This window comes from Magnetospirillum sp. XM-1 (genome assembly GCF_001511835.1).
GTDB lineage: Bacteria > Pseudomonadota > Alphaproteobacteria > Rhodospirillales > Magnetospirillaceae > Phaeospirillum.
Genome location: NZ_LN997848.1, coordinates 1182660 through 1208649 on the forward strand (window position 1 = coordinate 1182660; position 25990 = coordinate 1208649).

The window sequence follows — 25990 nt, forward strand, 5'->3', positions numbered from 1 at the left end:
GGACGCCCGCGCTCCATACGCCCCCGGAGGGCGGGCGTCCCGCCCGCATCGTCGTCGATCAGGTCAGGACGAGATGCACCCCCGCCCGCAGCGCGATCCCGGCCAGCGCGCCCAGCACGGCGGGCCGCCACACCCGGGCCGTCCGGGGGCCGGCGGCCATCAGCACCGCCACCCCCGGAAAGTCCAGGGGATGGATCAGGATGCCGGCCCAGGCGTTGAGCTGGGCCGCCGACAGATGGCCGGTGCGCGCCTGCTCGTCCACGATGCCCAGCATGGCGGTGCCGCCGGCCAGATACTTGGTGACGGCGGGCAGGACCAGATCGGGATCGATGAAGGGCAGCGCATTGGTCAGCGCCTGGATGGCGCCCGCCTGCCTGAGCGCGGTGACCACGGTCAGCGACACCACCAGCATGGGAATGGCGCTGATGGCGATGCGGAAGGCCTCGGCGCCGGCCCGGTTGATGACGTCCACCACGCCCTTGGCGTTTTCTGCCACCGGGTGCTTCAGCGTCTCGTCCAGCACCTGCTCTTCCGACGACAGGCCCCGCCCGGCCAGATGGTAGGCGACGGAAGCGGCCAGCAACCCGCCCACCAGCGAGACGCCCAGCACCGGCAGGACCGAGAGGCCCAGCGCGCCCAAGGGAAAGGCGGCGTTGGCCTGGGCCATGGCCAGCACCATGGCGAAGGCGGCGGCCAGATGGCGGTCCGAGGTGCCGCGCTGCTCCATCATGGCCAGCGTGGCGGCCGGCGCGGCGAAGCTGACGAAGCTCACCTGAATGGCGGCGAAGGTGGCCAGCCCGGTCAGGCCGAAGGGGCGCAGGATGGGGGTGAGCAGCGCCACCAGCCGGTCCAGCACGCCCCAGGCTTCCAGCAGACGCATCATGGACAGCATCACCACCATGATGGGCAGCAGCACGAACAGCGACAGCTCGATGGCCGAGCGGCCGGCGGGCAGGACGATGGTGATCAGGGTGTTCATCAGGCGTCTGTCATCCCGGAAGGCGGCAAAGGGTCTTTCACATGGGGTGGGAAAGATGCTTTGACGACAAGTGGTATGACAAGTTCGTTTAAAGCATGCGCCTAAGCTCGTAGATCAGATCGAGCGCCTGTCGCGCCGTCAGATCGTCGGGATTGACGCCTTTGAGCGCCTCTTCCACGGCCGAAATCTGCGGTGCGGCGGCGGCGGCCGCGATGGGCTTGGGCTTGGCGAGTGCCGCGAACAGCGGCAGGTCGTCGGCGAGGCGCGCCATGCCGGACGCCTGATCCGACTTTTCCAGGATGCCCAGCACCTCCTCGGCGCGGCCCACCACGGCCGAAGGCAATCCGGCCAGACGCGCCACGTGGATGCCGTAGGAGCGGTCCGCGGCCCCCGCCCCCACCTCGTGCAGGAACACCACGTCGCCCTGCCATTCCTTGACCCGCATCATGTGGCACGACAGCGCGGCGAGGCGCGACGTGAGGCGGGTCAGCTCGTGGTAATGGGTGGCGAACAAGGCGCGGCAGCGATTGACCTCGTGCAGGTGCTCGACCACCGCCCAGGCGATGGACAGGCCGTCGAAGGTGGCCGTGCCGCGCCCGATCTCGTCCAGGATGACCAAAGCGCGGGGCCCGGCCTGATTGAGGATGGCGGCGGTCTCCACCATCTCGACCATGAAGGTGGACCGTCCGCGCGCCAGATCGTCGGCGGCGCCGACGCGCGAGAACAGGCGGTCGACCACCCCCATGTGGACGGACTCGGCGGGCACGAACGAGCCCATCTGGGCCAGGATGGCGATCACCGCGTTCTGGCGCAGGAAGGTGGACTTACCCGCCATGTTGGGGCCGGTGACCAGCCACAGGCGCTGTTGGTCGGCCAGATCGCAATCGTTGGCGACGAAGGGGCCGGAACTGGCGGCCGCCAGCGCCGCCTCCACCACCGGGTGGCGGCCGCCCTTGATGTCGAAGGCGGTGCTGTCGTCGATCTTCGGGCGAGACCAGCGGGCCGAGGACGCTATTTCGCCCAAGGCCGCCGCGCAGTCGAGCCCGGCGAGCGCCGCGCCCGCCAGGGCGATCTCGGCCGCATGCGCCGTGACCTCGCCGATCAGCTCGGCCAGCAGCTCCATCTCGAGCGCCAGGGCGCGGTCGGCGGCGCCAGTGATCTTGCCGGCCAGCTCGATCAGTTCGGTGGTGGTGTAGCGCGCCGCGTTGGCCATGGTCTGGCGGTGGATGTAGCCCTCGCCCAGCCGGTCGGCCTGCTTGGACGGCACCTCGATGTGATGGCCGATGATGTTGTTGTGGCGGATCTTCAGCGAGGCGATGCCGGTCTCGTCCTGATAGCGCTTTTCCAGGCGCATCATCAGGCCGCTGCTTTCGGTCTTTAAGGATTTCAGCTCGTCCAGGCCCTCGTGGAATCCTTGGGCGATGAAGCCGCCGTCGCGGGCATTGAGCGGCAGATCGGCGCTGAGCGCCCGGGCGAGGCGGTCCACCAGGGCGGAATGCTCGCCCAGCTCGCGGGCGCATTGGTTGATGCCGGGCGGCGTGTCCAGATGGGCCTGGGTGACCAGGGTGCGCAGCGCGGGAATCTCGGCCAGGGCGTCACGCACATTGGCCAGGTCGCGGGGGCCGCCGCGTCCCAGCGACAGGCGCGAAAGCGCCCGTTCCACGTCGGGGCAGCGCTTCAGCGTGTCGCGCAATTCGGCCCGCACGCTTTCGTGCTCGACGAAGAAGCCGACCATATCGAGGCGCCACTCGATGGCGTGGGGATCGGTGAGCGGCGCCGCCAGCCAGGCGGCCAGCAGCCGGGCGCCGGCTCCCGTCACGGTGCGGTCGATGGTGGCGAGCAGCGAGCCCCTTCGCTCGCCCGTCAGGGTTTCGGCCAGTTCCAGGTTGCGCCGCGTCGCCGCGTCGATCTCCATCACCGCGCCCTCGGCCAGGCGCTTCGGGGCCGACAGGCGGGGCAGCTTGCCCTTTTGCGTCAGCTCGACGTAATCGACCAGCGCGCCGCCGGCCGCCAGTTCGGGCCGGGTGAAGGCGCCGAAGCCGTCCAGCGCGCCGACGCCGTACAGCGCCTCCAGCCTGCGCCGCGAATTCTCGGAATCGAAGCGGGCGGTGGGCAGCGGCGACAGCACGTTGCGCCATTCGGCCCAGACGTCATGGAACTCGGCATTGCCCAGCAGGCGGTCCGAGACCAGCAACTCGCCGGGCGAAAGCCGCGCCAGGGCGGCCGCCAGGGTTTTCGGGCCGATGGCCTGCATGGCGAAGTCGCCGGTGGACACGTCCACCCAGGCCAGGCCCAGGGCGCCTTGCGCCTCGGCCACCGCCGCCAGGTAATTGTGGGACCGGGCGTCCAAGAGCGTGTCCTCGGTCAGCGTGCCCGCCGTGATGACGCGCACCACGTCCCTGGCCACCACCGATTTCGAGCCGCGCTTCTTGGCCTCGGCCGGGTCTTCCATCTGCTCGCCGATGGCCACCTTGAAGCCGGACCGCACCAGCTTGGCGAGATAGGCCTCGTAGGCCCGGACCGGCACGCCGCACATGGCGATGTCCTCGCCGGCATGCTTGCCCCGCTTGGTCAGCGCGATGTCGAGCGCCGCCGAGGCCTTGACCGCGTCGTCGAAGAACAACTCGTAGAAATCGCCCATGCGGTAGAACAGCAGGCAATCGGGATGGGCCCGCTTGATGGCCAGGTACTGGGCCATCATGGGCGTCGCGTCGTCTGGGATGGCGGGCAGGTCTGCGGTCACGGGCTTGGCGGGGGCTCAATGGAAACGACCGGGCACAGTATCACGGGCGTGTCATGGTTCAAGGGCTTGCGCCCCCCTTTGCAGACTCCCGCTTTCGGCGCACAATGGGATCATCAGGCCGACACGAGGAGAATCCCATGACAGCCGCCCTTGCCCCCCGCACCGGTGCCCTTCGCGAAGTGGTGGGCACCTTCGCCGACCGCAGCCATTTCGAGGCCGCGGTCTCCGCCTTGCTGGCCGAAGGCTTCGGCCGCGACAAGCTGTCGGTTCTGACTTCCCACGATTCGCTCGACGCCGCCGAGGGGCCGGGGGGAGCCAAGGCGCGCAAGTGGCGCGACGGCCTGGTCGCCCTGATGGGCGAGCTGAAATTCGAAGGCCCCCTGGTGGCCGCCGGGCTGATCGCGCTGGCCGCCGGGCCGGTGGGCGCGGTGATCGCCGGGCTGGTGGCGGCCGGCGTCGGCGGCGTGGCGCTCAAGGAAGTTCTGGACGAGGTGGCGGCCATTCCCGATTCCGACGACTTCGTCCGGGCGCTGGCGGCGGGCAGCGTGATCTTGTGGGTCAGCGCCGATTCGCCCGAGGAGGAGGCCAAGGCCCGCGCCCTGCTCGACGCCGCCGGTGGCGCCAACATCCACATCTTCGAGCGCGCCAAGGGCGCCCGCCATTAACGGAAATCCGGGGGCTGACGGGCGGCGGTCCCCGGCGTTTCAATGCACGACCCGGACGGGGCGAGCCAACGCCCCGCCGGCTGAATCAACAGGGAAGTGAGATCACATGGGCACCAATTTCCATTCGGAAACGTCGCGTGACGCCGACGCCAAGGGCACCAGCGCGCTGGAGCGCGACACCCTTCTGATGCATGCCTCGGGCCGTCCCGGCAAGATCGAGGTGGTCCCCACCAAGCCGCTGGCCACCCAGCGCGACCTGTCGCTGGCCTATTCGCCGGGCGTCGCCTTTCCCTGCCTGCACATCGCCCGCGACCCCTCGCTGGCCTACGACTACACCGCCAAGGGCAATCTGGTAGCGGTGATCTCCAACGGTACCGCCGTGCTGGGCCTGGGCGACCTGGGCGCCCTGGCGGGCAAGCCGGTGATGGAAGGCAAGGCGGTGCTGTTCAAGCGCTTCGCCGACGTGGATTCCATCGACCTCGAGGTGGATACCAGGGACGTCGAGGAGTTCATCGGCGCGGTGCGCTATCTCGGCCCCAGCTTCGGCGGCATCAACCTCGAGGACATCAAGGCGCCCGAATGCTTCATCATCGAGCAGCGGCTGCGCGAGCTGATGCCCATCCCGGTGTTCCATGACGACCAGCACGGCACGGCGATCATCTCGGCCGCCGGACTGATCAACGCGCTGGACCTCACGGGGCGCGACATGGCCACGGTCAAGGTGGTGGTCAACGGCGCGGGTGCGGCCGGCATCGCCTGCATCGAGCTGGCCAAGGCCATGGGCATCCGCCACGAGAACGTCATCCTGTGCGACACCAAGGGCACCATTTACCAGGGCCGCACCGAGGGCATGAACCAGTGGAAGTCGGCCCATGCGGTTCCCACCAAGGCCCGCACCCTGGCCGAGGCGCTGGAAGGCGCCGACGTGTTCTTCGGCCTGTCGGTCAAGGGCGCGGTGACGGCCGAGATGGTGGCCTCCATGGCGCCCAGGCCGATCATCTTCGCCATGGCCAATCCCGACCCCGAGATCACCCCGGAAGAGGTGAAGGCGGTGCGCTCCGACGCCATCATCGCCACCGGGCGGTCCGACTATCCCAACCAGATCAACAACGTGCTGGGCTTCCCCTACATCTTCCGCGGCGCGCTGGACGTGCGCGCCAGCACCATCAACGAGGCCATGAAGATCGCCGCCGCCCGGGCCATCGCCGCCCTGGCCCGCGAGGACGTGCCCGACGAGGTGGACGCCGCCTATTCCGGCCGGCGGCTGCGCTATGGCCCCGATTACATCATCCCGGTGCCGTTCGACCCGCGCCTGATCTCGTCCATTCCCCCGGCGGTGGCCAAGGCGGCCATGGATTCCGGCGTGGCGAGGAAGCCCATCGTCGATATGAACGGCTACAAGCGCGAACTGGCCGCCCGCCTGGACCCGGCCAGCGCCGGCATGCAGGCCATCACCGAGGCGGTCAAGGCGGCGCCTAAGCGGGTGGTGTTCGCCGAGGGCGAGGAGGAAAAGCAGATCCGCGCCGCCGTGGCCTTCTCCAACGCCGGGCTGGGCCATCCCATCTTGCTGGGCCGCGAGGAACGCATCCGCGAGACCATGAAGAACATCGGCCTGCCGGCGGCCGAATCGCTCGACATCATCAATTCGCGCATCTCGCCGCGCACCAAGGACTATACCGACATGCTGTACCGGCGGCTGCAGCGCCGGGGCGCGCTGTATCGCGACGTCCAGCGCCAGGTCAACCAGGAGCGCAACATCTTCGGCTCCCTGATGGTCCAGGCCGGCGACGCCGACGCCATGGTGACGGGCCTGACCCGCAACTACTGGCAGGCCTTCGAGGAGATCAAGAAGGTCATCGACCCGACGCCCGGCGAATTGCTGTTCGGCATGACGGTGTTCGTGGTCAAGGGCAAGCTGGTCTTCATGGCCGACACCACGGTGATGGAGACGCCGACCCCGGAACAGCTGGCCGACATCGCGGTGCAGACGGCGCAAAAGGCCCGCCAGATGGGCCACGAGCCCCGCGTCGCCATGATCAGCTATTCCAATTTCGGCAATCCCAGCTCGGAGCGTTCGGACCGCATGCGCGAGGCGGTGGCCCTGCTCGATGCCCGCAAGGTGGATTTCGACTATGACGGCGAAATGGCCGCCGACGTGGCGCTGGACCCGGAACTCCTGTCCCACTTCCCGTTCTGCCGCCTGAAGGAGCCGGCCAACGTGCTGGTGATGCCCGGCCTCTACTCGGCGACCATCGCGTCCAAGCTGCTGCAGAAGCTGGGCGGCGTCAGCGTCATCGGCCCCATCCTGGTGGGGCTCGCCAAGCCGGTGCAGATCACCTCCATGGACGCCACCGCCAACGACATCGTCAACATGGCGGTGTTGGCCTGCCATGACGCGCTGGGCTGATCCGGGGTGGCGGTGAACCGGGGAACCGTCACCAGCGGCCGCGTCCTGCTGTTCGCCCTGTTCCTGTCCAGCCCCACCGCCATCATGCTGGTGGTGCTGACCGGGGCGGGGCGGCTGGACGTCTGGCCGGCGCTCGGCACCTGGGTGATGGTGACCTCGCTGCTGCTGCCCCTGGTGCGTTCGCATCTAGGCGAGTTGTCGGGGCTCGCCAACTGGGTGCGCAGTCTGGCCCATGGCGGCGACATCGCCACCGCGCCGGGCAAGGACGGCGTGGCGCTTGCCGAGATCGCCGCTTCCGTTGCGGCGCTGCGCCGCCTGTGGCAGCACCGCTCCAACGAGCTGGCCGAGACGGCGCGCTGGAACGCCAGCCTGCTGGAGAGCCTGCCCGACCCGCTGCTGCTGCTGGATTCCGGGCGTAGGGTGGTGCGCGCCAACCGGGCCGCCACCCGTCTGTTCAACCGCGACCCGGCGGGAGCCGATCTCGCCGCCGTGCTGCGCGACCCCGCCGTCACCGAGGCGGTGCAGGCGGTGCTGTCGGGCGCGGCGGCCTTTCGCGAATGCGAGTTCACCCAGGCCATTCCGGTGGAGCGCACCTTCGCCGCCCGCGTCGACCGCCTGGACGGCCAGCCAGCCTTCGAGGCGGCCATCGCGCTTCTCACCCTGCACGAACTGACAGCCATCCGGGCCATGGAGCGCATGCGCGCCGATTTCGTCGCCAATGCCAGCCACGAGCTGAGGACGCCCTTGGCGGCGCTCTCGGGTTTCATCGAGACGCTGCAGGGCCCGGCCCGGGACGACGAGGAGGCACGCGAGAAGTTCCTCGGCATCATGGCCGAGCAATCGGGGCGCATGAGCCGGCTGGTCGCCGACCTTCTGTCGCTGTCGCGCATCGAGCTCAACGAACACTCGCCGCCCAGCGAGACGGTGGACCTGGCCCGGCTGGTCACCAGCGCCGCCGAGGCGCTGAAACCCCTGGCCGCTCCGCGCGGCATGGAACTGGCGCTCGACATCGCCCCCGGCCTGCCCGAGGTGACGGGCCAGCCCGACGAGCTGGCCCAGCTGCTGCAGAACCTGATGGACAACGCCGTCAAGTACGGCAACGACGGCACCAGGGTGGAGGTGGGCGTCGCCCTGGCCGAAACCCTGCCGCCGGGGGCGGGCGCCGCCTTGCGCTCCGGCCCGGTGGTGCGTCTGGCCGTCCGCGATCATGGCGAGGGCATCGCGCCGGAGCATCTGCCCCGGCTGACCGAGCGCTTCTACCGGGTGGACACGGCGCGTTCGCGCAAGATGGGCGGCACCGGGCTGGGGCTGGCCATCGTCAAGCACATCGTCAACCGCCACCGCGGCCTGCTCACCATCGACAGCCGGGTGGGCGAGGGGACGACCTTCACGGTCTGGTTGCCGGCCGCACCACCCTGAGATAGACCAGCAGCGAGACCAGCCCCATCATCGCCATCATGGCGGCCAGCGGCCGGGCCGAGCCGTCGTAGAGCGCGCCCACCAGCCAGCCGGCGGACGCGCCGCCGCCCATCTGGATGAAGCCCATGGCCGACGACGCCCCGCCCGCCATGCGCGGGAAGGGGGCGATGGCGCCGGCGGTGGCGTTGGGCAGCACCAGGGCGCAGGAGGCGAAGAAGGCCATCACCGAGCCCATGATCATGGCTATGCCCTCCAGTCCGCCCGGCCGGGCCAGCCCCGACCACACCAGCGCGGCCAGGACGAAACCCGCCAGGGTGCAGCCGATGGTGCCGGCGAGCACCATGCGCTCGATGCCGAAACGGTGGGTGAGCTTGGCGCCGGCAAAGCCGCCGATCAGATAGCCGCCCGAGGCGAAGGCGAAGGCCAGGCCGAAATTGTGGGGCGCCATGCCCATGACGTCGATCAGCACGAAGCTTGACGCCGAGATGAAGCTGAACAGCCCGCCGAACGCCGCCGTCATGGTCAGCACATAGCCGAGGAACAGCCGGTGGGTGAGCAGTTGGCGGTAATTCTCGGCCATGCGGCCCAGGTCCAGGGCCTGGGAATCCTTGTGCGCGTTGGTCTCGGCCAGCATCCGCCAGACCAGGACCAGCAGGGCCACGCCGAACAGGGCCAGCAGCACGAAATTGGAGCGCCAGCCGAACGCCGTGTGGAACCAGCCGCCGATGGTAGGTGCCACCAGCGGGGCCAGGGCCATGGCGCTGGCCATATAGCTCATCACCTTGGCCGCCTGCTCGCGGGCGAACAGGTCGCGCACCACGGCGCGGCCCAGCACGGGGCCGCAGCAGGCGCCCACCGCCTGGAAGAACCGCCCGACGATCAGCGCCTCGATGCTGGGTGCCACGACGCAGTAAAGGCTGGCCGCCACATAGATGACGATGCCGCCCAGGATCAGCGGCCGGCGGCCGAAGCGGTCGGACAGCGGTCCATAGACCAGCTGCATCACCGCGAAGCCGCCGACGAAGGCCGACAGGGTCATCTGCACCATGGGGGTGGTGGTGGCGAGATCGCGGGCCATGTCGGGCAGCGAGGCGAGGTAGAGATCGGTGCAGACCGGCCCGAAGGCCACCAGCAGGGTCAACAGCACCGCGATTCGCCGCGATGGCGTCACTTTACTCAAACCTTACCCCCATAACGGTGCAATTGCGGCCCATGGCGCTTCAGCCAGGCGCGCGGCGTTTCGATATCGCCCACCAGTCCTTCAACCAGGGCCCAGAAATCGGGGCCGTGGTTCATCTCGGCCAGATGGGCCACCTCGTGGGCCGCCACATAGCGGCCGACGAAATCGGGCGCCATCACCAGACGCCATGAGAACGACAGATCGCCCCGCGCGGTGCAGCTGCCCCAGCGCGACGTGGTGTCGCGCACCGCGACGCGGCCCAATTTGCGGCCCAGACGGGCGGCCAGCTCGCGGCAATGATGCGCCATCACCACCCGGGCCTCGTCCCGCAGGAATTCGCCGACCCGGCGGGGCAGATGCTCGGCCCGGCCCGAGACGTGGATGACGCCTTCTTCGGCCCACACGCCGCGCCGGGCCTCGGGCTCGTGGCGGATGGAATGGGCCAGGCCCAGAAGCGGCACCTCGGCCCCATGGACAAAGGCGATGGCGCCCGGCATCACCGCCAGCCGGCTCTCGATCCAGGCGCCCTGGCGCCGGGCGAAGCGCTCGGCTTCGCGCTCAGGCACGCCGTCGGGCAGCACCACCACCAGCGACCCGCCGCTTGCGTCGAGGCGCAGGCTCATATTGCGCGCCCGGCCCGACCGCTTGACGGTGACCGGCAGCGAGCGCCCGTCGAGGTGAAGGAGGAAGCTACTGACCATGGCCCCCTCATATCGTGCCGGGCGGGGCGGAGACAACCCTCGGCATGCGCCTTGCCCCCATGCGTGGGGTCTGCGACATTCGGCCCCATGAACAAGACACCCGCCCTCATGCTGCAAGGCACCGGTTCCGACGTGGGTAAATCGCTGCTGGCCGCCGGGCTGTGCCGCCTGTTCGCCCGCGGGGGTTTGCGCGCCCTGCCGTTCAAGCCGCAGAACATGTCCAACAATGCCGCCGTGACGGCGGACGGGGGCGAGATCGGCCGCGCCCAGGCGCTGCAGGCCAGGGCCGCCGGGGTGGAGCCGTGCTCGGACATGAACCCGGTGCTGTTGAAGCCGCAAAGCGACGTGGGCTCGCAGGTGGTGGTGCAGGGCAAAGTGGTGGCCAACGCCACGGCGCGCGACTACCACGCGCTGAAACCCACCCTGCTGCCCCGCGTGCTGGAAAGCTATCGGCGTCTGGCGGCCAAGGCCGATGTGATGGTGGTGGAAGGTGCTGGCAGCGCGGCGGAGGTCAATTTGCGCGCCGCCGACATCGCCAACATGGGCTTCGCCGAGGCCGCCGACCTGCCCGTCGTGCTGGTGGCCGACATCGACCGGGGGGGCGTGATCGCTGCAATCGTCGGCACCTGGGCCATCCTGCCGGATGCCGAACGGGCGCGGCTCCAGGGCTACGTCATCAACCGCTTTCGCGGCGATCCGGCCCTGTTCACCCCGGCGCTCGACATTATCCGGGACAAGACCGGGCTGGAGTGTCTGGGCGTCGTTCCCTGGTTCGCCGACGCCGCCCTGCTGCCGGCCGAGGATTCCGCCTCGCTGGGCAAGGGCAAGGCGGCGGGGAGCGGGCTGAAGATCGCCGTGCCGAGACTTTCGCGCATCGCCAATTTCGACGATTTCGATCCCCTGGCCGCCGAGCCGGGGGTGAGCCTCGACATGGTGGAGCCGGGCCGTCCGCTACCCCTCGATGCCGACCTGATCATCCTGCCGGGATCGAAATCCACCATCGCCGATCTGGATTTCCTGCGGGCCCAGGGCTGGGACATCGACGTCAAGGCCCATGCGCGACGGGGCGGTCGCGTGCTGGGCATCTGCGCCGGCTTCCAGATGCTGGGCAAGTCCGTGTCCGACCCCCTGGGCGTCGAAGGTCCGGCGGGCGGCGTGGCCGCCGGTCTCGGCCTGCTGGACGTGGAGACGGTGATGGAGGGAGCCAAGGTGCTGCGCCGCGCCTCCGGTCTCGATTCATCGGGCCATGCGGTCGAAGGCTACGAGATGCATATGGGCCGCACCACCGGCCCCGACACGGCGCGCCCCTTCCTCACCCTGGACGGCCGCCCCGACGGCGCGGTCTCGGCGGATGGGCGGATCATGGGCTGCTACCTGCACGGCCTGTTCGCCTCCGATTCCTTCCGCGCTGCCCTGCTGGGCTCTGAAAGCGGGCTAGAATACGAGCCCATGGTGGATCGGGTGCTCGACCGCCTCGCCGACCATCTGGAAACCCATCTGGATTTGGGGCGGATCAGGACGCTGTCAGGCCTGCAGCCATAGCAGGAAGATCACCAGACCGGCCTGGATCAGGCAGGACACGGTATAAAGGTGCAGCGCCCGCTGGATGTCGGCGATTTCGGCCCGTGCCCGTCCCGACCCGATCCACTTTTCGTCCACCACCAGCCCGGGATACTTGCGTGGGCCGCCCAGCGCCAGATCCAGGGCGCCGGCGGCGGCGGCCTCGGGCCAGCCGGAATTGGGCGAGCGGTGGTGGCCCGAATCCCTCAGCATGGTCACCAGGGCCTTGCCGGGATGTCCCTTCGGCACGAAGGGTGCGGCGGCGACGAGGAGCAATCCGGCGATACGGGCGGGAACCAGGTTCAACAGGTCGTCCAGCCGGGCCGAGGCCATGCCGAAATCCCGGTACTTGTCGTTCAGGTGGCCGATCATGGAATCGGCGGTGTTGACGGTCTTGTAGAGGATCAGGCCGGGCAGGCCGAGCAGCGCGTACCAGAATACCGGCGCCACCACGCCGTCGGCGAAATTCTCCGCCAGGCTTTCGATGGCGGCGCGGGCCACGCCGTGGGAATCCAGGCTTTGCGGATCGCGGCCGACGATGCGCGACACGGCGTAGCGCCCGGCCTCCAGCCCGCTGTCCTTCAAGGCCACCGCCACGTCGTGGACATGGTCGAACAGCGAGCGCTGGGCGATCAGGGTGGCGGCGACGAAGACCTCGAACAGCCAGGCATGGGGCAGCGTGCGGGCGAGGAAGCTGATCACCGCGCCGACGCCCAGCGCCCCCAGGCACAGGCCCAGCGCCACCAGGATTCCCCGGCGGCGACGGTCGGACTCCGACCGTTCCGGCCGGTTGAGGCGGCGGTCAAGCTCGCCGATGACCCGGCCGATCAGCACCACCGGGTGGGGCAACAGCCGGAATAGCGGCCCCATCTCGCCCAGCGCCGCGTCCAGCGCGATGGCCATGAACAGCAGCATCATGCCGTCGGGGGCGTGGGTGGATTGGGTGAACAGCGGAAACATGGGGGCCAAGATGGGCGGGCGGCGGGGGCTCCGTCAACCGGGATGATTTGGCTGGAATCGCGCCATGCGTCGCGCCTATAGTCCGCGTTCAAACCGGCCGGAGGCATGGACCAGCCGGGCGGCTCGAAGGCAAGGACCAGGGCGAGATGAGCGAGAAGATCGGTGTGATGTTGTGTGGCCATGGCAGCCGCGACGTAGATGCCATCCGGGAATTCCAGGCGCTGGCCGGCCATCTGGCCCAAAGGCTGCCGCAATACGAGGTGGATTCCGGCTTCCTCGAATTCGCCAAGCCGATCATCCGCACCGGCCTCGACGCCCTGAAGGCCAAGGGCGTGTCGCGCATCCTGGCGGTGCCGGGCATGCTGTTCGCCGCCGGTCACGTCAAGAACGACCTGCCGTGGGAGATCAACTCCTTCGCCGCCGAGAATCCCGGCCTTTCCATCACCTTCGGGCGCGAACTGGCCATTGACACCAAGCTGCTGGCCGCGGCCAGGGCCCGCATCGAGGAGGCCGAGGCCGCCTCCGCCACGGGCGTCGAGCGCAAGGACACAATGCTGCTGGTGGTGGGGCGCGGCACCAACGACCCCGACGCCAATTCCAACATCGCCAAGGTGGCGCGCATGCTGTGGGAAGGCATGGGTTTCGGCTGGGCCGAGATCGCCTTTTCCGGCGTGGCCTATCCCCTGGTGGACGAGGCTTTGGCGCGGGTGACCAAGCTGGGCTACAAGCGGGTCGTCGTCTTCCCGTACTTCCTGTTCACCGGCATCCTGGTCAAGCGCATCTACGAATGGACCGATCAGGCGGCGGCCGCCCATCCCGGCGTGGAATTCGTCAAGGCCCCCTACCTCAACGACCATCCCCTGGTGGTGGACAGCTTCGTCGAGCGGGTGGGCGAGATCCTTGCCGGCTCGCCCGCCATGAACTGCTCGCTTTGCAAGTACCGCGAACAGGTGGTGGGCTACGAGACCTCGGTGGGCGCGGTGCAGGCCGGGCATCACCACCATGTGCGCGGCATCGGCACCGACGCCGATCATCACCATGACCATGGACACCACCATGACCACGGTCATGACCATGGACATCACCACGATCATGGTCACGGGCACGCCTACCGTCCCCACCGTCACGGCTGAGGCCGCGCCGTGAACGCCTGGATCAGCGACCCCGCCGCCATCTACGCCCAAAGCTTCGCCACCATCCGGGCCGAGGCCGATCTGGGGCGCATGCCCGCCGATCTCGCCGATCTGGCGGTGCGCGTGGTGCATGCCTGCGGCATGACCGACATCGCCGCCGATCTGGCGTGGAGCGATGGCGCGGGGCTGGCGGGAATGCAAGCCCTGAAGGCGGGCGCTCCCATCCTGGTGGACGCCGAGATGGTGGCCCACGGCATCATCCGCCGCAATCTGCCCGCCGCCAATGCGGTGGTCTGCACCCTGAACGAGGTGAGTCAGGCCGATTCCAAGGCGGCCGGGACCACCCGCTCGGCCTTGGGCGTCGAGAAGTGGCTGCCCCGCCTGGAGGGGGCGGTGGTCGCCATCGGCAACGCGCCCACCGCCCTGTTCCGCCTGCTGGAACTGGTCGAGGCGGGCGCGCCCCGTCCGGCCCTGATCCTGGGTTTCGCCGTCGGCTTTGTCGGCGCGGTGGAAAGCAAGGAGGCGCTGATCGCGTCGGGTCTGCCCCATGTGGCGCTGAAGGGCCGCCGCGGCGGCAGCGCCATGGCGGCGGCCGCGGTCAACGCCCTGGCGGGGGGCTTGAAATGATCACCGTGGTCGGCATCGGCGAGGACGGTCTGGACGGACTCTCGCCCGCCGCCCGCACCGTGATCGACAATGCCGAGGTGCTGGTGGGCGGTTCGCGGCATCTGGGCATGGTTCCCGCCAATGGGGCGAAGCGGCTGGAATGGGCTTCGCCCTTCGCCGACAGCCGCGCCTTGCTGGAGCCGCACGCCGACAAGCGTCTGGTGGTGCTGGCCAGTGGCGAGCCCCTGTGGTTCGGCGCGGCGGCCACCCTGACCGGCTGGTTCGGGGCCGATTCCATCTCCGTCATTCCCCATCCCGGCGCCTTCTCCTTGGCGGCGGCGCGGCTGGGCTGGGCCATGCAGGATTGCCTGTTCCTCACCATTCACGGCCGCCCCATCGAATCCCTGGTGCTCCATCTTGCGCCGGGACGCCGGCTGCTGATCCTGGCCGAGGACCGCGCCAGCCCGGCTAAGGTGGCGGCGCTGCTGGCCGCCAACGGCTACGGTCCCAGTCGGGTGGTGGTGCTGGAGAATCTGGGTGGGCCCAACGAGCGGGTCACCGACGCGCAGGGCTGCGCCTCGGACCTTTGCGTGGTGGCGGTGGAATGCGTGGCCGAACGCGGGGTCCGGCTGCTGTCCGCCGCCCCTGGCCTGCCCGACGAGGCGTTCGAGCATGACGGCCAGCTGACCAAGCGCGACATCCGCGCCGCGACGCTGGCCGCCCTGGCGCCGGTGCCGGGACAGGTGCTGTGGGACGTGGGGGCGGGCAGCGGCTCCATCGCCATCGAGTGGATGCGGGCCGGCGGGCGGGCCATCGCCATGGAAAGCAAGCCCGACCGTCTGGAGCGCATCGCCCGCAACGCGGCGCGGCTCGGCGTGCCGGGCCTCGAGATCATCGCCGGGCGCGCGCCCGACGCCCTGCCGCTGGACCGTGATCCGCCCGACGCGGTCTTCGTCGGCGGCGGCGTGTCCGAGGCTGGCCTCCTGGATATCTGCTGGTCGGCCCTGGGGCGCGGCGGGCGGCTGGTGGCCAACGCGGTGACCATGGAGGGCGAGGAAGCCCTGGTGGCGCTTTACGGCCTGCACGGCGGCGAGATGACCCGGCTTTCCGTGTCCCATCTTGATCGGGTGGGCGGCTTTCACGCCTGGCATCCGGCCAAGCCGGTCACCCGCTATGTGGGGTGGAAGAAATGACCGGGACCTTGTTCGGCATCGGCATCGGCCCCGGCGACGCGGAGCTTCTGACCTTGAAGGCGGTGCGCCTGATCCGTGAAGCCCCGGTGCTGGCCTGGCCGGCGCCGCTGGACGGCGAGGGGCTGGCGCGCAGTATCGCGGCCGCCCACATTCTGCCGGGCAAGATCGAGATCGCCATCCGCATGGGCTTCACCGTCGACCGGGCGGGGACCGAGGCCGCCTACGACCGGGCGGCGGCGGAGATCGCCGCTCATCTGGACGCGGGACGCGACGTCGCCGTCCTGTGCGAGGGCGACCCGTTCTTCTTCGGCTCGTTCATCTATCTGTTCGCCCGCCTGTCTGCCCGCTTCGCCGTCGAGGTGGTGCCGGGCGTCTCCTCCATCATGGCGGCCAGCGCCGATCTTCAGGCGCCGCTGTGCGCCTGGGACGACGGGGTGGCCATCATCCCCGCCACCCGCTCCGAGGCCGAGATCGAGGCGGCGCTGGCGGCTTCGGACGCCGCCGTGATCATGAAGATCGGCCGCCATCTGCCCAAGGTCCGGGCCGTGCTTGAACGCCTGGGCCTGTGGGACGGCGCCCGCATCATCGAGCGCGTCGGCCTGCCGGGCCGCAAGGTCCACGACGCGGCCAGCGTGACCGAGCTTCCCTATTTCTCCCTGATCCTGGTTCACCGCAGAGGAAAAGCATGGCTTTGAACATTGCCCTGGTGGTGGTGACCCCCGCCGGACTGGAAACCGCGCGTGCGCTCATGGCCCTGCTGCCCGGCGCCTCCATCCACGGTCTCGTCGGCCGGGTGGAGGGCGAGGTGGGCTTTCAGGACACCTCCGCCCATCTGCGCGCCCTGTTCGCCGCCCGCACCCCCATCGTCGGCATCTGCGCCGCCGGCATCCTGATCCGCGCCCTGGGGCCGGTGCTGGGCGACAAGCTGGCCGAGCCGCCGGTCCTGGCGGTGGGTGTGGACGGCTCCTCGGTAGTGCCGCTGCTGGGCGGCCATCACGGGGCCAACGCCCTGGCGCGGCGGATCGCCGAAGGCCTGGGCGTCCGCCCGGCGCTCACCACCGCCGGCGAACTGGCGCTGGGCGTGGCGCTGGACGACCCGCCGCCGGGCTGGAAGGTCGGCAATCCGGCCGCCGTGAAGTCGGTCACCGCCGCCCTGCTGGCCGAGGAGGGCGTGGCGCTGGAGGTGGAATCCGGCGATGCCCAATGGCTGGACGGCGTGGGCTTCGCCGAGGACGCCGAATACGCCATCCGCATTACCGACCGGTCGGTCGAGGCCGACGATCACGAACTGGTGCTGCATCCCCCCACCCTGGCCCTGGGGGTGGGTTGCGAGCGCAATGCGCCGGCCTCCGAACTGATCCGCCTGGTCCGGGACGTGCTGGCCCAGGAAGCCCTGTCGCCCAAATCCATCGCCTGCGTCGCCAGCATCGATCTCAAGGCCGACGAGGCGGCGGTGCATGAACTGGCCGCCGACCTCGGCGTGCCCGCCCGCTTCCTGACCGCCGCCGAGCTGGAGGCGGAGGCGTCTCGCCTCGCCAATCCGTCCGAGGTGGTATTCGCCGAGACCGGCTGCCACGGCGTGTCGGAAGGCGCCGCCCTGGCCATGGCCGGTGGCGACGGAATCCTGATCGTTCCCAAGGTCAAGGGGGCGCGCACCACCATGGCCCTGGCCCGCGCGCCGCGCGCCATCGCGGCGGAATCCAAGGGGCGGGCGCGGGGCAAGCTGTTCGTGGTCGGCATCGGCCCCGGCACGCCCCAATGGCGTTCGCCCGAGGCGTCGGCGGCCATCGAGGCCAGCAGCGATCTGGTGGGCTATGGCCTCTATCTCGACCTGCTGGGCCACGCGGCCCAGGGCAAGGAGCGGCACGAGAGCGCGCTGGGTGCCGAGGAGGCCCGCGCCGCCAGGGCGCTGGACCTCGCCGCCGAGGGTCGTACCGTCAGCCTGGTGTGTTCCGGCGATCCCGGCATCTACGCCCTGGCCACCCTGGTGTTCGAACTGCTCGACCGCAGGAAGCGTGCCGACTGGAACCGGGTGGACGTGGTGGTGGTGCCGGGCATCTCGGCGCTGCAGGCCGCCGCCGCCCGCGCCGGCGCGCCGGTCAACCACGATTTCTGCACCATCTCGCTGTCCGACCTGCTGACCCCGTGGGAGAGCATCGAGACGCGGCTGAAGGCCGCAGCCCAGGCCGATTTCGTGGTGTGCTTCTACAACCCCGTCTCCCAGCGCCGCCGCGACCAGCTGCCGCGCGCCCGCGACATCCTGCTCTCGGGCCGCGGTCCCGACACGCCGGTGATCCTGGCCCGCCAGCTGGGCCGCCCCGGCGAGACGGTCGAGGTGATCCGCCTGGGCGATCTCGACGCCGACAAGGTGGACATGCTGACCATGGTGGTGGTGGGGTCCAGCGAGACCCGTACCTTCGCCGCGGGACAGAACACCTGGACCTACACGCCCCGGGGCTACGGCAAGAAGATGGTGTAAAGCGAGGCTTGCTCCCGCCTGCGGACGTCGTATCATTTCCCTCTTACGGCTTCTCGCCCCGAGGGAAATATGCGTCGCTCCTCCGCCCTGATTGCCGCCTTGCTGGCTTCGACCCTGCTCTCCTCGTGCCAGGTCACGCCGGGCACGGGAAAGAGCAACTTCAACATGCTGTCGGCCGAGGACGAGCAGAAGATGGGCGCCGAGGCCCATCCCGACATTCTGAAGCAATACGGCGGCGCCTATGACGATCCCAAGGTCCAGGCCTATGTGGCGGGTATCGGCAAGCGGCTGGTGGGCCATACCGAGACCCCCGGCGCACCCTTCCGCTTCACCGTCCTGAACGGCACCATCGTCAATGCCTTCGCCCTGCCGGGTGGCTATGTCTACGTCACCCGCGGCCTGCTGGCCCTGGCCGACGACGAGGCCGAGCTGGCCGGCGTGGTGGGCCACGAGATCGGCCATGTCACCGGACGCCACACCGCCCAACGCTACAGCCAGGCCATGGCCGCCAACGTGGCGACCGGCGTGCTGGGCGTGGTGGTGGGCGTGCTGACCGGCGTGTCGGGGGCGGGCGACATCGCCCAGCTGGGCGCGGCGGCCTATATCCAGGGCTATTCCCGCGACCAGGAGAGCGAGGCCGACCAACTGGGCATCCGCTACATGACGGTCAGCGGCTGGAATCCCGACAGCATGGCGACCTTCTTGGGCAAGCTGCGCGACCAGGCGCGGCTGGAGGCGGTGCTGGCCGGGCGTTCCCCCGACGAGGTGGACGAGACCTCGCTGTTCGCCAGCCATCCCCGCACCCTGGACCGCGTCAAGGACGCCGCCGCCGCGGCCAAGGCCGCCGACGGCAAGGGCGCGGTGGGGCGCGATCAGTATCTGACTCATATGGACGGCCTGCTGGTGGGCGACGATCCCGACGAGGGCGTGGTGAGGGGGCGGGTGTTCTCCCATGCCGGGCTGGGCATCCGCTACGAGGTGCCGGCCGGCTTCAACCTGATCAATGGAGCCAAGGCGGTGACGGCCACCCACAAGGACGGGTCGCTGATCCGCTTCGACATGGGGGCCGAGGCCCATGGCGACATGACCAACTACCTGCAGACCCAGTGGGCCAAGGGGGCGCGGCTGACGGGGATCGAGGCGCTGGAGATCAACGGCATGCCGGCCGCCACCGGGATGACCAAGCTCAACACCAACAAGGGCACCATGGATGCCCGCCTGCTGGCGGTGAAGAACGGCAAGCAGACCTACCGCTTCCTCTATCTGACGCCACCCAACCAGACGGCGGCCCATGCCCAGGAATTCAAGACCTCGGGCCTGTCGCTTCGGAAGATGACCGAGGCGGAAAAGTCCGCCACGAAGCCCTTGAAGCTGAAGATCATCACCGCCAAGGCCGGCGACACCGTGGAGAAGCTGGCCGAGCAGCTGCCCTATGACGACCACAAGGTCGAGCGTTTCCGCGTGCTCAACGGGCTCGGCGACGGCGAGGGCGTGAAGCCGGGCCAGAAGCTGAAGACAGTTATCTGAGGGTGAGCGAGCGGGCCAGCGGCAGGAACTCGGCCACCACCTGATCATAGAGCGCCCGTTTGAACGGGATGATCAGGGCCGGCACCTCGGCCAGATCCATCCAGCACCAGCGCTCGAATTCCGGGTGCTCGGTCTCGAGATTGATGTCGGCATCGGTTCCGGTGAAGCGGGCGCAGAACCATTTCTGGGTCTGGCCGCGAAAACGGCCCTTCCAGCTCCTGTCGGCGATCTCGGGCGGCAGGTCGTAGGAGATCCATCCCCGGCTTTCGGCGATGATCTCGGCCCTGTTCGTGCCGATTTCCTCTTCCATCTCGCGCAGCGCGGTGGCGCGCGGGTCCTCGCCCTCGTCGATGCCGCCCTGGGGGAACTGCCAGGCGTTGCCGGGCGTGTCGATGCGCTGGGCGACGAAGGCCAGCCCCTGGGCGTTGAGCAGCACCAGCCCGATGCCGGGGCGGTAGGGGCGCTGGTCGTAGGGCAGGACGGGGGCCTTGTTCTTCTTGCTCATGACTTTCCGGGGGCGGGCGGGGGCTGGACCAGGGTGGAGACCGGCACGATCACCAGCTTCTGGCCGTCGAAATCGTTGAGCCAGGGCAGCAGCCGGTCGAAGGACAGCGGCCGGGGATTGATCACCACCAGGGCCTTGCCCTTGGTGCGCGCCGCGATGGACACCTGATTGAGGCGCATCTCGATGGCCTCGCGGAACAGGTCGGAATCGGCGACCGCCGTTATGGGGGCGATGGCCGGAACGCGGTCGGCGGGCGCGGCTCCCGGTCCAACGTAAAGCAGGCCGTGCTCGCGCAGCTTGGCCAGGGTCTGGACGATCTGTTCGCTGGCGGCGAACTTGTCACCCAGCGAGATCAGGCCGGTATAGCCGGTGGCGCGGGTCATCACCCCTTCGATGCGGGCCAGATTGGTCTCGGGCGGGACCGCGTTGGTCATGCCCAGCGGGCCGGGGTCGCGGGGCTGGGCGCCGTTGGTATCGGCGGGCAGCACCATCATCACCTCGTGGCCGTGGTCGCGGGCCTTCTTCACCCATTTGTCCAGGCCCTGGGCATAGGGGCTGAAGGCCAGCGTCACCTCGGGCGGCAGCTTGGCGATGGCGGCCTCGGTGGCGTTCTTGTCCAGGCCCATGTCCATCACCACCACGGCGACCTTGCCGCGATCGGCGGGGCCGGACCACGGGCGGGCGTAGACCTGCCAGGGCTGCTTGCCGTCGGGGCCGGGGGCGGGAATGTCGCCGATGGCGGTCTTCTTCACCAGCTCCTTGACCGGGGCGGCGGGCAGCGCCTTGACCTCACCCTTCAAGGCCGGCAGGCCCTCGTAGCTGGGGGGCTTGTCGGCGTTGCGGGGATTGGGCTGGGTGGGCACGCCCGAGGCATCCACCGCCGGCGGCGCCTTGGGGGCGAAGGCCTTGGAGACCGGCGATTCCGGCTCGGCCACGTAATCGCCCGGCGGCAACGCCGCCATTTTACCATCCGGCGGCAGGGCGGCGGTCTTGGACACGGGCGGGGCGTCCGGCCTGGCCTCGGCCGGCGGCAGGGCCGCCTTTTCCGGGGCGATGGCGGGCGGCAGGGAATCGGGCGACGGCGTGTCGTCGGGCACCGCCTTCAGCATCTCGCCGGCCGGCTTGTCGGCGCCGGGCGCCGCCGGCGGGGTCAGCAGGCCGCCCCCGGCCCCCGGCTTGGCCGCCTCGCCCCGTCCGGGCAGTTCGAAGGACAGCTTGGGCGGGTTCTCGCCCACATCCATCAGGCCGATCAGGTCGCGGGCCTGATAGGCGGTGAACAGATAGGCCGCGCCGCCCAGTCCGCCGCCCGCCACTAAAATCCCCAGGCCGATGAGAATCGGCCTGAGGTTCAGCGGCTTGCGTTCGGGCTTGATCTCCTCGACGACGATCTCGGGAATGGGCTCGTCGTCCAGTTCCTCGAGATCGAAGTGGGTGTCTGCGGCCATGGATGCGGACCCGTGCCCCGCTTACCGCTGGGCCGGGCGATAGAGCGACAGGCCGCGCAGCAGATCCAGGGCCCGGGCCAACTGGTAGTCCTGGGCCGGGTCGCCCAGCTTGATGGGCGTCGGCGCCTCGGCCTTGCCGCCCTCGCCCTTGGGCTCGGGGGCCTTGGGTTCGGGCGCCGTGGCCTTGGGCTCGGCGGCGGGCTTGGACTCCTTGGCGTCGGGCTTGGGCTTGTCGCCGTTGGGATTGGGCAGGGCCTTGCGCAAGGACGCTTCCGAGCGGCGCTCCACGGCGGCGCCGGCGATGGGCTCCACCTTGGATTGGGCCGCCTTGATGTCGGGTTCGATGCCCACCGCCTGGATGGAACGGCCCGAGGGCGTGTAGTAGCGGGCCGTGGTCAGGCGCAGCGAGCCGTGGCCGTGCAGCGGCATCAGGGTCTGGACCGAGCCCTTGCCGAACGAGCGGGTGCCCAGCAGCACGGCGCGCTTGTGGTCCTGCAGGGCGCCGGCGACGATTTCCGAGGCCGAGGCCGAACCGTCGTTGATCAGCACCACCAGCGGCAGGCCGTCGGCGATGTCGCCGGGCCGGGCGTTGAAGCGCTGGGTGTCCTCGGGCCGGCGGGACCGCGTCGAGACGATCTCGCCCTTGTCCAGGAAGTCGTCGGACACCGCCACCGCCTGATCCAGCAGGCCGCCGGGATTGTTGCGCAGGTCGATGACGAAGCCGGTCGGCGTCTTGCCGATGTCCTTCTTCAGTTGACCCATGATGCGCACCAGATCGGCGTGGGTGGTGGCGCTGAACTGCGAGATGCGGATGTAGCCGATGTCGCCGTGGGTCTGGCCCTTGACCGTCTGCACCTTGATGACGGCCCGCGTCAGCTTGATGTCGAAGGGCTGTTCCACGCCCACGCGGCGCACGGTCAGCTTGATGTCGGTGTTGACGGTGCCGCGCATGCGGTCCACCGCCTCGGACAGCGACAGGCCCTGGACCGGCTCGCCGTCCAGGTGGGTGACGAAGTCGCCGGGCTGCATGCCGGCGCGGTAGGCGGGCGTGTCGTCGATGGGCGAGACCACCTTGACCCAGCCGTTCTCCATGGTCACTTCCAGGCCCAGCCCGCCGAACTCGCCACGGGTCTGGATGTCCATGTCCTTAGAGTTTTTGGGGTTGAGATAGGCCGAGTGGGGGTCGAGCGAGGCCAGCATGCCGTTCAGGGCGGCCTCGATCAGCTCCTCGTCATTGACGGGTTCCACATACTCGCTGCGGACCTTTTCCAGCACTTCGCCGAACAGGTCGAGAAGCTTGTAGGTTTCCTTGCGCTCGGCGGCGGAAACGGGGGTGAGGGCGGTCGTCGACAGCAGGGCGAAGCTGCCCGCCGCGATCAGAATCTTGCGAATCATCCACTAGCCTTACTTTTTTGTGCCATGAGCCAAGGCAACGGGTTGACCGGCTGGCCATTGCGGCGCAGCTCCACGTAAAGGTTGGGCTTGCTGTCGTCCTGCCCCATGACGCCGACGGGCTCGCCCGTCAACAGCTTCTGGCCGACGGCGCAGTCGATCTGCGCCATTCCCGCCAGCAGGGTATGATAGCCCTCGCTGTGTTCGATGATCAAGAGAAGGCCGTAACCCCTGAACGGACCAGCAAAAGCCACGTGTCCGTCATAGGGGGCGATGACCTGGGCGGCCTTGCGGGTGTTGATGGTGATGCCCTTGGAGACGTGGCCGACGTCGTTGGGCTGGCCGTAGGTTTCCACCACCCGGCCACGGGCGGGGTAGGGCAGGCGGCCCTGGGCCTGGCTGAACGGCCTGTCGTTCTTCACCGGGCGGGTGGCGGCGGCTTCGCGGGACGCCACCTCCGCCTCGTGGGCGGCCTTTTCGGCGGCCAGCTGCTTTTCCTTGGCCTCGGCCTGGGCCCTGAGCTCGGCTTCCTGGGCGGCCCTGGCGGCGGCCTCCTGGCGGGCTCTCGCCTCGGCGGCGGCCTGCTGGGCGGCCTTGCTCGCCTCCTCGTCGCGGGCCTTGGCTTCGGCGATGGCCTGCTGCGCCGCCCTTTGCGCGGCCAGCTCGGCCTCGCGGGCGGCCTTGCTCGCGGCCAGCTCGGCCTCGCGGGCGATGCGCCGCGCCGTGGCCTCGGTCTCGCGGGCCAGCTTTTCCGCGGCCGCCTTGGCGGCGGCCTCGGCCAGCCGGCGTTCGCGTTCCTGGTCCAGGCGGCTCAGCAGATCGCGCAGGTCTTCCGCCTGGCCGCCCAGGTCCTGCAGCCGGGCCTCGAGCGCGCGGCGTTCCTGTTCGGTGGCGTTCTGCACCTGGAATTTGCGTTCGAACATGTCCTTGATGCGGACATGCTCGCGTTCGAGCGTGCCGGTGGTGGCGGCGATCAGCTTGCGCTGCTCGCTGATTTCGGTGCGCAGCTTGGCGACGCCGTCGATTTCCACCCGCAGGTCGCGGGCCGATTGCTCGATCTGGGGCACGGCGGCGCGCAGCAGGATGGCCGAGCGCACCGTGTCGGCCGGGCTTTGCGGCTGGGCGATCAGCGCCTCGGTGGGGCGCCAGGCCAGGCGTTGGAGCGCGGTGAGCACGCCGACCATCTGGCGCGAGCGGCGCTCCAGGGCGTCGGAGCGGCTGATCTCGCGCTTGCGCAGGTCCTCCAGCTGGGTTTCCAGCTCGGACAGCAGGTCCTCGCTCTCCTGGGCCTTGCCTGCGGCCTTGACCATCTCGGCGCGCAGCCGTGCCGTCTCGGCGGACAGTTCCTCGGCCTTGCGCCGCACGTCCTCGTGCTCGGCGCGGGAACGCTCCAGCTGGCCTTCCAGTTCCTTGAGGCGTTCGCCGGCATCCACCGGGCGGTCCCAGGTGGCAAGAGCGGGCGCCGCTCCCAGCAGGAGCAGCGCCGCCGCGGTGACGAGGGTTTTAGCCTGCGGCACGGAGGGTCTGGCGGAGCAGGGACTGCCCGCTCATCTCGGCCGGCTGGGGAAGTCCCAGCAGGGCCAGCAGGGTGGGGGCCACGTCGGCCAACCTGCCGTCGCCGATGCCGCTCACGCCGGCGGGCGGGGCGACCAGGACGGCCGGCACCGGGCCGGTGGTGTGGGCGGTATGGGGCTCGCCGGTGGCGGGGTCCTTCATCTGCTCGGCGTTGCCGTGGTCGGCGGTGACCAGCATGGTGCCGCCGGCCTTGGTCACGGCGGCTTCCAGCCTCCCTAAGCAGGCATCGACGGTCTGGGCCGCCGTGATGGCGGCCTTCATGAAGCCGGTGTGGCCGACCATGTCGCCGTTGGCGTAGTTCGCCACGATGACGTCGAAGGTGCCGCCCTCGATGGCGGCCACCAGCTTGTCGGTGACCTCGACCGCGCTCATCTCCGGCTGCAGGTCGTAGGTGGCGACCTTGGGGCTGGGGACCAGAATGCGCTCCTCGCCGGGGAACACCGTTTCCTCGCCGCCGTTGAAGAAGAAGGTGACGTGGGCGTACTTCTCGGTCTCGGCGATGCGCAGCTGGGTGAGGCCGGCCTTGCTCAGCACCTCGCCCAGGATGTTGGAGAGCGTCTCCGGCCCGAACAGGGTGTCGAGGAAGGCGTTCAGGTCCTTGGAATACTCGGTCAGGCCCAGGCGGGCAGCGAAGTCGACCTGACGGGCGCGGGCGAAGCCGTCGAAGGCCGGGTTGACCAGGCAGTCGAGAATTTCCCGCGCCCGGTCGGCGCGGAAATTGCCCATCAAGAGGCCGTCGCCGTCCTTCATGCCCTGATAGGAGCCGATCACGGCGGGCAGCATGAACTCGTCGGTCTTGGACTCGGCATAGGAGGCGGCGATGGCCGACAGCGGATCGGCGCCGACCACGCCCTTCGCCTCGACCAAAGCGTTCCAGGCCAGCGAGACGCGGTCCCAGCGCTTGTCGCGGTCCATGGCGTAATAGCGGCCCGAGACGGTGGCGACGGCCACGTCGTGGCCCGCCACGTCGGCCAGGAAGCGCTCCATGAAGCCCTTGGCGCTGGACGGCGGCGTGTCGCGGCCGTCGAGGAAGGCGTGGACCTTCACGGGCACGCCGGCATCGGCGATGGTCCGCGCCAGCGCGGCCAGGTGGTCCTGGTGGGAATGCACGCCGCCGGGGCTCAACAGTCCCATCAGGTGCATGGCGCCGCCCTTGGCCTTGATGGCGGCGATGGCCTTGGTCAGCACCGGATTGGCGGCCAGCGAACCGTCGGCCACGGCGGCGTCGATGCGCGGCAGGTCCTGCATCACCACCCGTCCGGCCCCCAGGTTCATGTGGCCCACCTCGGAATTGCCCATCTGCCCGTCGGGCAGGCCGACCTGCAGCCCCGAGGTATGCAGCAACGCATGGGGATAGCTGGTCAGGAAGCGGTCCCAGTTGGGGGTGTCGGCCTGGGCGATGGCGTTGTCGGCGGTTTCTTCACGCCAGCCCCAGCCGTCCAGGATGCACAGGACGACGGGACGGGGGCGGCGGGGAGCGGCGGAGGACATGGTGTTCGAGCCTGTTATGACGAAGGTGGG

General features: G+C 69.6%; 20 protein-coding genes. 10 read left to right on the plus strand and 10 right to left on the minus strand.

Features of this window, described 5'->3' with window-relative positions:
* Positions 1-58 precede the first annotated feature (58 nt).
* Positions 59-979 (minus strand): nucleoside recognition domain-containing protein, encoded by a 921-nt coding sequence (locus XM1_RS05650; RefSeq protein ID WP_068431052.1) that lies wholly within the window; start codon positions 977-979, stop codon positions 59-61.
* Between the two features lie 88 nt (positions 980-1067).
* Entirely contained in the window at positions 1068-3680 is a 2613-nt protein-coding gene (gene mutS, locus XM1_RS05655) for a DNA mismatch repair protein MutS (protein WP_068437538.1), read from the minus strand.
* A gap of 179 nt (positions 3681-3859) precedes the next feature.
* Between mutS and XM1_RS05660 the strand changes: the two genes are divergently transcribed.
* The 3 genes from XM1_RS05660 to XM1_RS05670 all read left to right on the plus strand — a co-directional run bounded on the left by XM1_RS05660 (position 3860) and on the right by XM1_RS05670 (position 8213).
* Positions 3860-4387 (plus strand): hypothetical protein, encoded by a 528-nt coding sequence (locus tag XM1_RS05660; RefSeq protein ID WP_068431055.1) that lies wholly within the window; start codon positions 3860-3862, stop codon positions 4385-4387.
* Positions 4388-4493: 106 nt separating this feature from the next.
* Positions 4494-6794 carry an NADP-dependent malic enzyme gene (locus XM1_RS05665; RefSeq protein WP_068431058.1) on the plus strand — a complete coding sequence of 767 codons (2301 nt, stop codon included), beginning with the start codon at positions 4494-4496 and terminating at the stop codon, positions 6792-6794.
* 12 nt (positions 6795-6806) lie between these two features.
* Complete coding sequence (locus XM1_RS05670; protein WP_068437542.1) at positions 6807-8213, plus strand: cell wall metabolism sensor histidine kinase WalK; 1407 nt, start codon at positions 6807-6809, stop codon at positions 8211-8213.
* On the opposite strand, the gene XM1_RS05675 is transcribed toward XM1_RS05670, so the two are convergent.
* Positions 8182-9384 carry a multidrug effflux MFS transporter gene (locus tag XM1_RS05675; protein ID WP_369816047.1) on the minus strand — a complete coding sequence of 401 codons (1203 nt, stop codon included), beginning with the start codon at positions 9382-9384 and terminating at the stop codon, positions 8182-8184. The two genes, XM1_RS05670 and XM1_RS05675, sit on opposite strands and share 32 nt — an antisense overlap.
* A gap of 5 nt (positions 9385-9389) precedes the next feature.
* Complete coding sequence (locus XM1_RS05680) at positions 9390-10094, minus strand: M48 family metallopeptidase (protein ID WP_068431061.1); 705 nt, start codon at positions 10092-10094, stop codon at positions 9390-9392.
* A gap of 87 nt (positions 10095-10181) precedes the next feature.
* On the opposite strand from XM1_RS05680, the gene XM1_RS05685 reads away from it, so the two are divergent.
* Positions 10182-11636: a cobyric acid synthase gene (locus tag XM1_RS05685; RefSeq protein WP_068431064.1), complete on the plus strand. Its 1455-nt coding sequence runs from the start codon at positions 10182-10184 to the stop codon at positions 11634-11636.
* On the opposite strand, the gene cbiB is transcribed toward XM1_RS05685, so the two are convergent.
* A complete protein-coding gene (gene cbiB, locus XM1_RS05690; RefSeq protein WP_068431067.1) occupies positions 11619-12614 on the minus strand; it encodes an adenosylcobinamide-phosphate synthase CbiB in 996 nt (331 codons plus the stop codon). The two genes, XM1_RS05685 and cbiB, sit on opposite strands and share 18 nt — an antisense overlap.
* Before the next feature lie 146 nt (positions 12615-12760).
* On the opposite strand from cbiB, the gene XM1_RS05695 reads away from it, so the two are divergent.
* The 6 genes from XM1_RS05695 (at position 12761) to XM1_RS05720 (ending at position 19552) form a co-directional block, all read left to right on the plus strand.
* Positions 12761-13747, plus strand: coding sequence for a sirohydrochlorin chelatase (locus XM1_RS05695; protein ID WP_068431070.1), 987 nt, complete (start codon positions 12761-12763; stop codon positions 13745-13747).
* 9 nt (positions 13748-13756) lie between these two features.
* Complete coding sequence (locus XM1_RS05700; RefSeq protein WP_068431073.1) at positions 13757-14374, plus strand: precorrin-8X methylmutase; 618 nt, start codon at positions 13757-13759, stop codon at positions 14372-14374.
* Positions 14371-15546, plus strand: coding sequence for a bifunctional cobalt-precorrin-7 (C(5))-methyltransferase/cobalt-precorrin-6B (C(15))-methyltransferase (locus XM1_RS05705; protein ID WP_068431077.1), 1176 nt, complete (start codon positions 14371-14373; stop codon positions 15544-15546). Before XM1_RS05700 ends, XM1_RS05705 begins: the two co-directional genes overlap by 4 nt.
* Complete coding sequence (gene cobI, locus XM1_RS05710) at positions 15543-16241, plus strand: precorrin-2 C(20)-methyltransferase (protein ID WP_068431079.1); 699 nt, start codon at positions 15543-15545, stop codon at positions 16239-16241. Before XM1_RS05705 ends, cobI begins: the two co-directional genes overlap by 4 nt.
* Entirely contained in the window at positions 16232-18025 is a 1794-nt protein-coding gene (gene cobJ / locus XM1_RS05715; protein WP_068431083.1) for a precorrin-3B C(17)-methyltransferase, read from the plus strand. The genes cobI and cobJ overlap by 10 nt, the downstream gene beginning before the upstream one ends.
* 69 nt (positions 18026-18094) lie before the next feature.
* Positions 18095-19552 carry a M48 family metalloprotease gene (locus tag XM1_RS05720; protein ID WP_068431086.1) on the plus strand — a complete coding sequence of 486 codons (1458 nt, stop codon included), beginning with the start codon at positions 18095-18097 and terminating at the stop codon, positions 19550-19552.
* On the opposite strand, the gene XM1_RS05725 is transcribed toward XM1_RS05720, so the two are convergent.
* The 5 genes from XM1_RS05725 to gpmI are packed head-to-tail and all read right to left on the minus strand — an operon-like array spanning position 19545 to position 25960.
* Positions 19545-20057: an RNA pyrophosphohydrolase gene (locus XM1_RS05725; protein ID WP_068431089.1), complete on the minus strand. Its 513-nt coding sequence runs from the start codon at positions 20055-20057 to the stop codon at positions 19545-19547. The genes XM1_RS05720 and XM1_RS05725 overlap by 8 nt on opposite strands.
* Entirely contained in the window at positions 20054-21502 is a 1449-nt protein-coding gene (locus XM1_RS05730; protein WP_068431093.1) for a divergent polysaccharide deacetylase family protein, read from the minus strand. Before XM1_RS05730 ends, XM1_RS05725 begins: the two co-directional genes overlap by 4 nt.
* A 21-nt stretch (positions 21503-21523) precedes the next feature.
* A complete protein-coding gene (locus XM1_RS05735) occupies positions 21524-22897 on the minus strand; it encodes a S41 family peptidase (protein WP_068431095.1) in 1374 nt (457 codons plus the stop codon).
* A complete protein-coding gene (locus XM1_RS05740) occupies positions 22894-24411 on the minus strand; it encodes a murein hydrolase activator EnvC (protein ID WP_231920699.1) in 1518 nt (505 codons plus the stop codon). The genes XM1_RS05735 and XM1_RS05740 overlap by 4 nt, the downstream gene beginning before the upstream one ends.
* Positions 24398-25960, minus strand: a complete 1563-nt coding sequence (gpmI, locus tag XM1_RS05745; protein WP_068431097.1) for a 2,3-bisphosphoglycerate-independent phosphoglycerate mutase — start codon at positions 25958-25960, stop codon at positions 24398-24400. Before gpmI ends, XM1_RS05740 begins: the two co-directional genes overlap by 14 nt.
* Between the last annotated feature and the right edge of the window lie 30 nt (positions 25961-25990).

Coding starts and splice junctions, on each gene's coding strand:
- XM1_RS05685 (WP_068431064.1), top strand. CDS start 10,182: ATGAACAAGACACCCGCCCTCATGCTGCAAGGCACCGGTTCCGACGTG.
- XM1_RS05730 (WP_068431093.1), bottom strand. CDS start 21,502: ATGGCCGCAGACACCCACTTCGATCTCGAGGAACTGGACGACGAGCCC.
- cobJ (WP_068431083.1), top strand. CDS start 16,232: ATGGCTTTGAACATTGCCCTGGTGGTGGTGACCCCCGCCGGACTGGAA.
- XM1_RS05720 (WP_068431086.1), top strand. CDS start 18,095: ATGCGTCGCTCCTCCGCCCTGATTGCCGCCTTGCTGGCTTCGACCCTG.
- XM1_RS05680 (WP_068431061.1), bottom strand. CDS start 10,094: ATGGTCAGTAGCTTCCTCCTTCACCTCGACGGGCGCTCGCTGCCGGTC.
- cbiB (WP_068431067.1), bottom strand. CDS start 12,614: ATGTTTCCGCTGTTCACCCAATCCACCCACGCCCCCGACGGCATGATG.
- cobI (WP_068431079.1), top strand. CDS start 15,543: ATGACCGGGACCTTGTTCGGCATCGGCATCGGCCCCGGCGACGCGGAG.
- XM1_RS05735 (WP_068431095.1), bottom strand. CDS start 22,897: ATGATTCGCAAGATTCTGATCGCGGCGGGCAGCTTCGCCCTGCTGTCG.
- XM1_RS05665 (WP_068431058.1), top strand. CDS start 4,494: ATGGGCACCAATTTCCATTCGGAAACGTCGCGTGACGCCGACGCCAAG.
- XM1_RS05725 (WP_068431089.1), bottom strand. CDS start 20,057: ATGAGCAAGAAGAACAAGGCCCCCGTCCTGCCCTACGACCAGCGCCCC.
- XM1_RS05660 (WP_068431055.1), top strand. CDS start 3,860: ATGACAGCCGCCCTTGCCCCCCGCACCGGTGCCCTTCGCGAAGTGGTG.
- XM1_RS05695 (WP_068431070.1), top strand. CDS start 12,761: ATGAGCGAGAAGATCGGTGTGATGTTGTGTGGCCATGGCAGCCGCGAC.
- mutS (WP_068437538.1), bottom strand. CDS start 3,680: ATGATGGCCCAGTACCTGGCCATCAAGCGGGCCCATCCCGATTGCCTG.
- gpmI (WP_068431097.1), bottom strand. CDS start 25,960: ATGTCCTCCGCCGCTCCCCGCCGCCCCCGTCCCGTCGTCCTGTGCATC.
- XM1_RS05705 (WP_068431077.1), top strand. CDS start 14,371: ATGATCACCGTGGTCGGCATCGGCGAGGACGGTCTGGACGGACTCTCG.
- XM1_RS05650 (WP_068431052.1), bottom strand. CDS start 979: ATGAACACCCTGATCACCATCGTCCTGCCCGCCGGCCGCTCGGCCATC.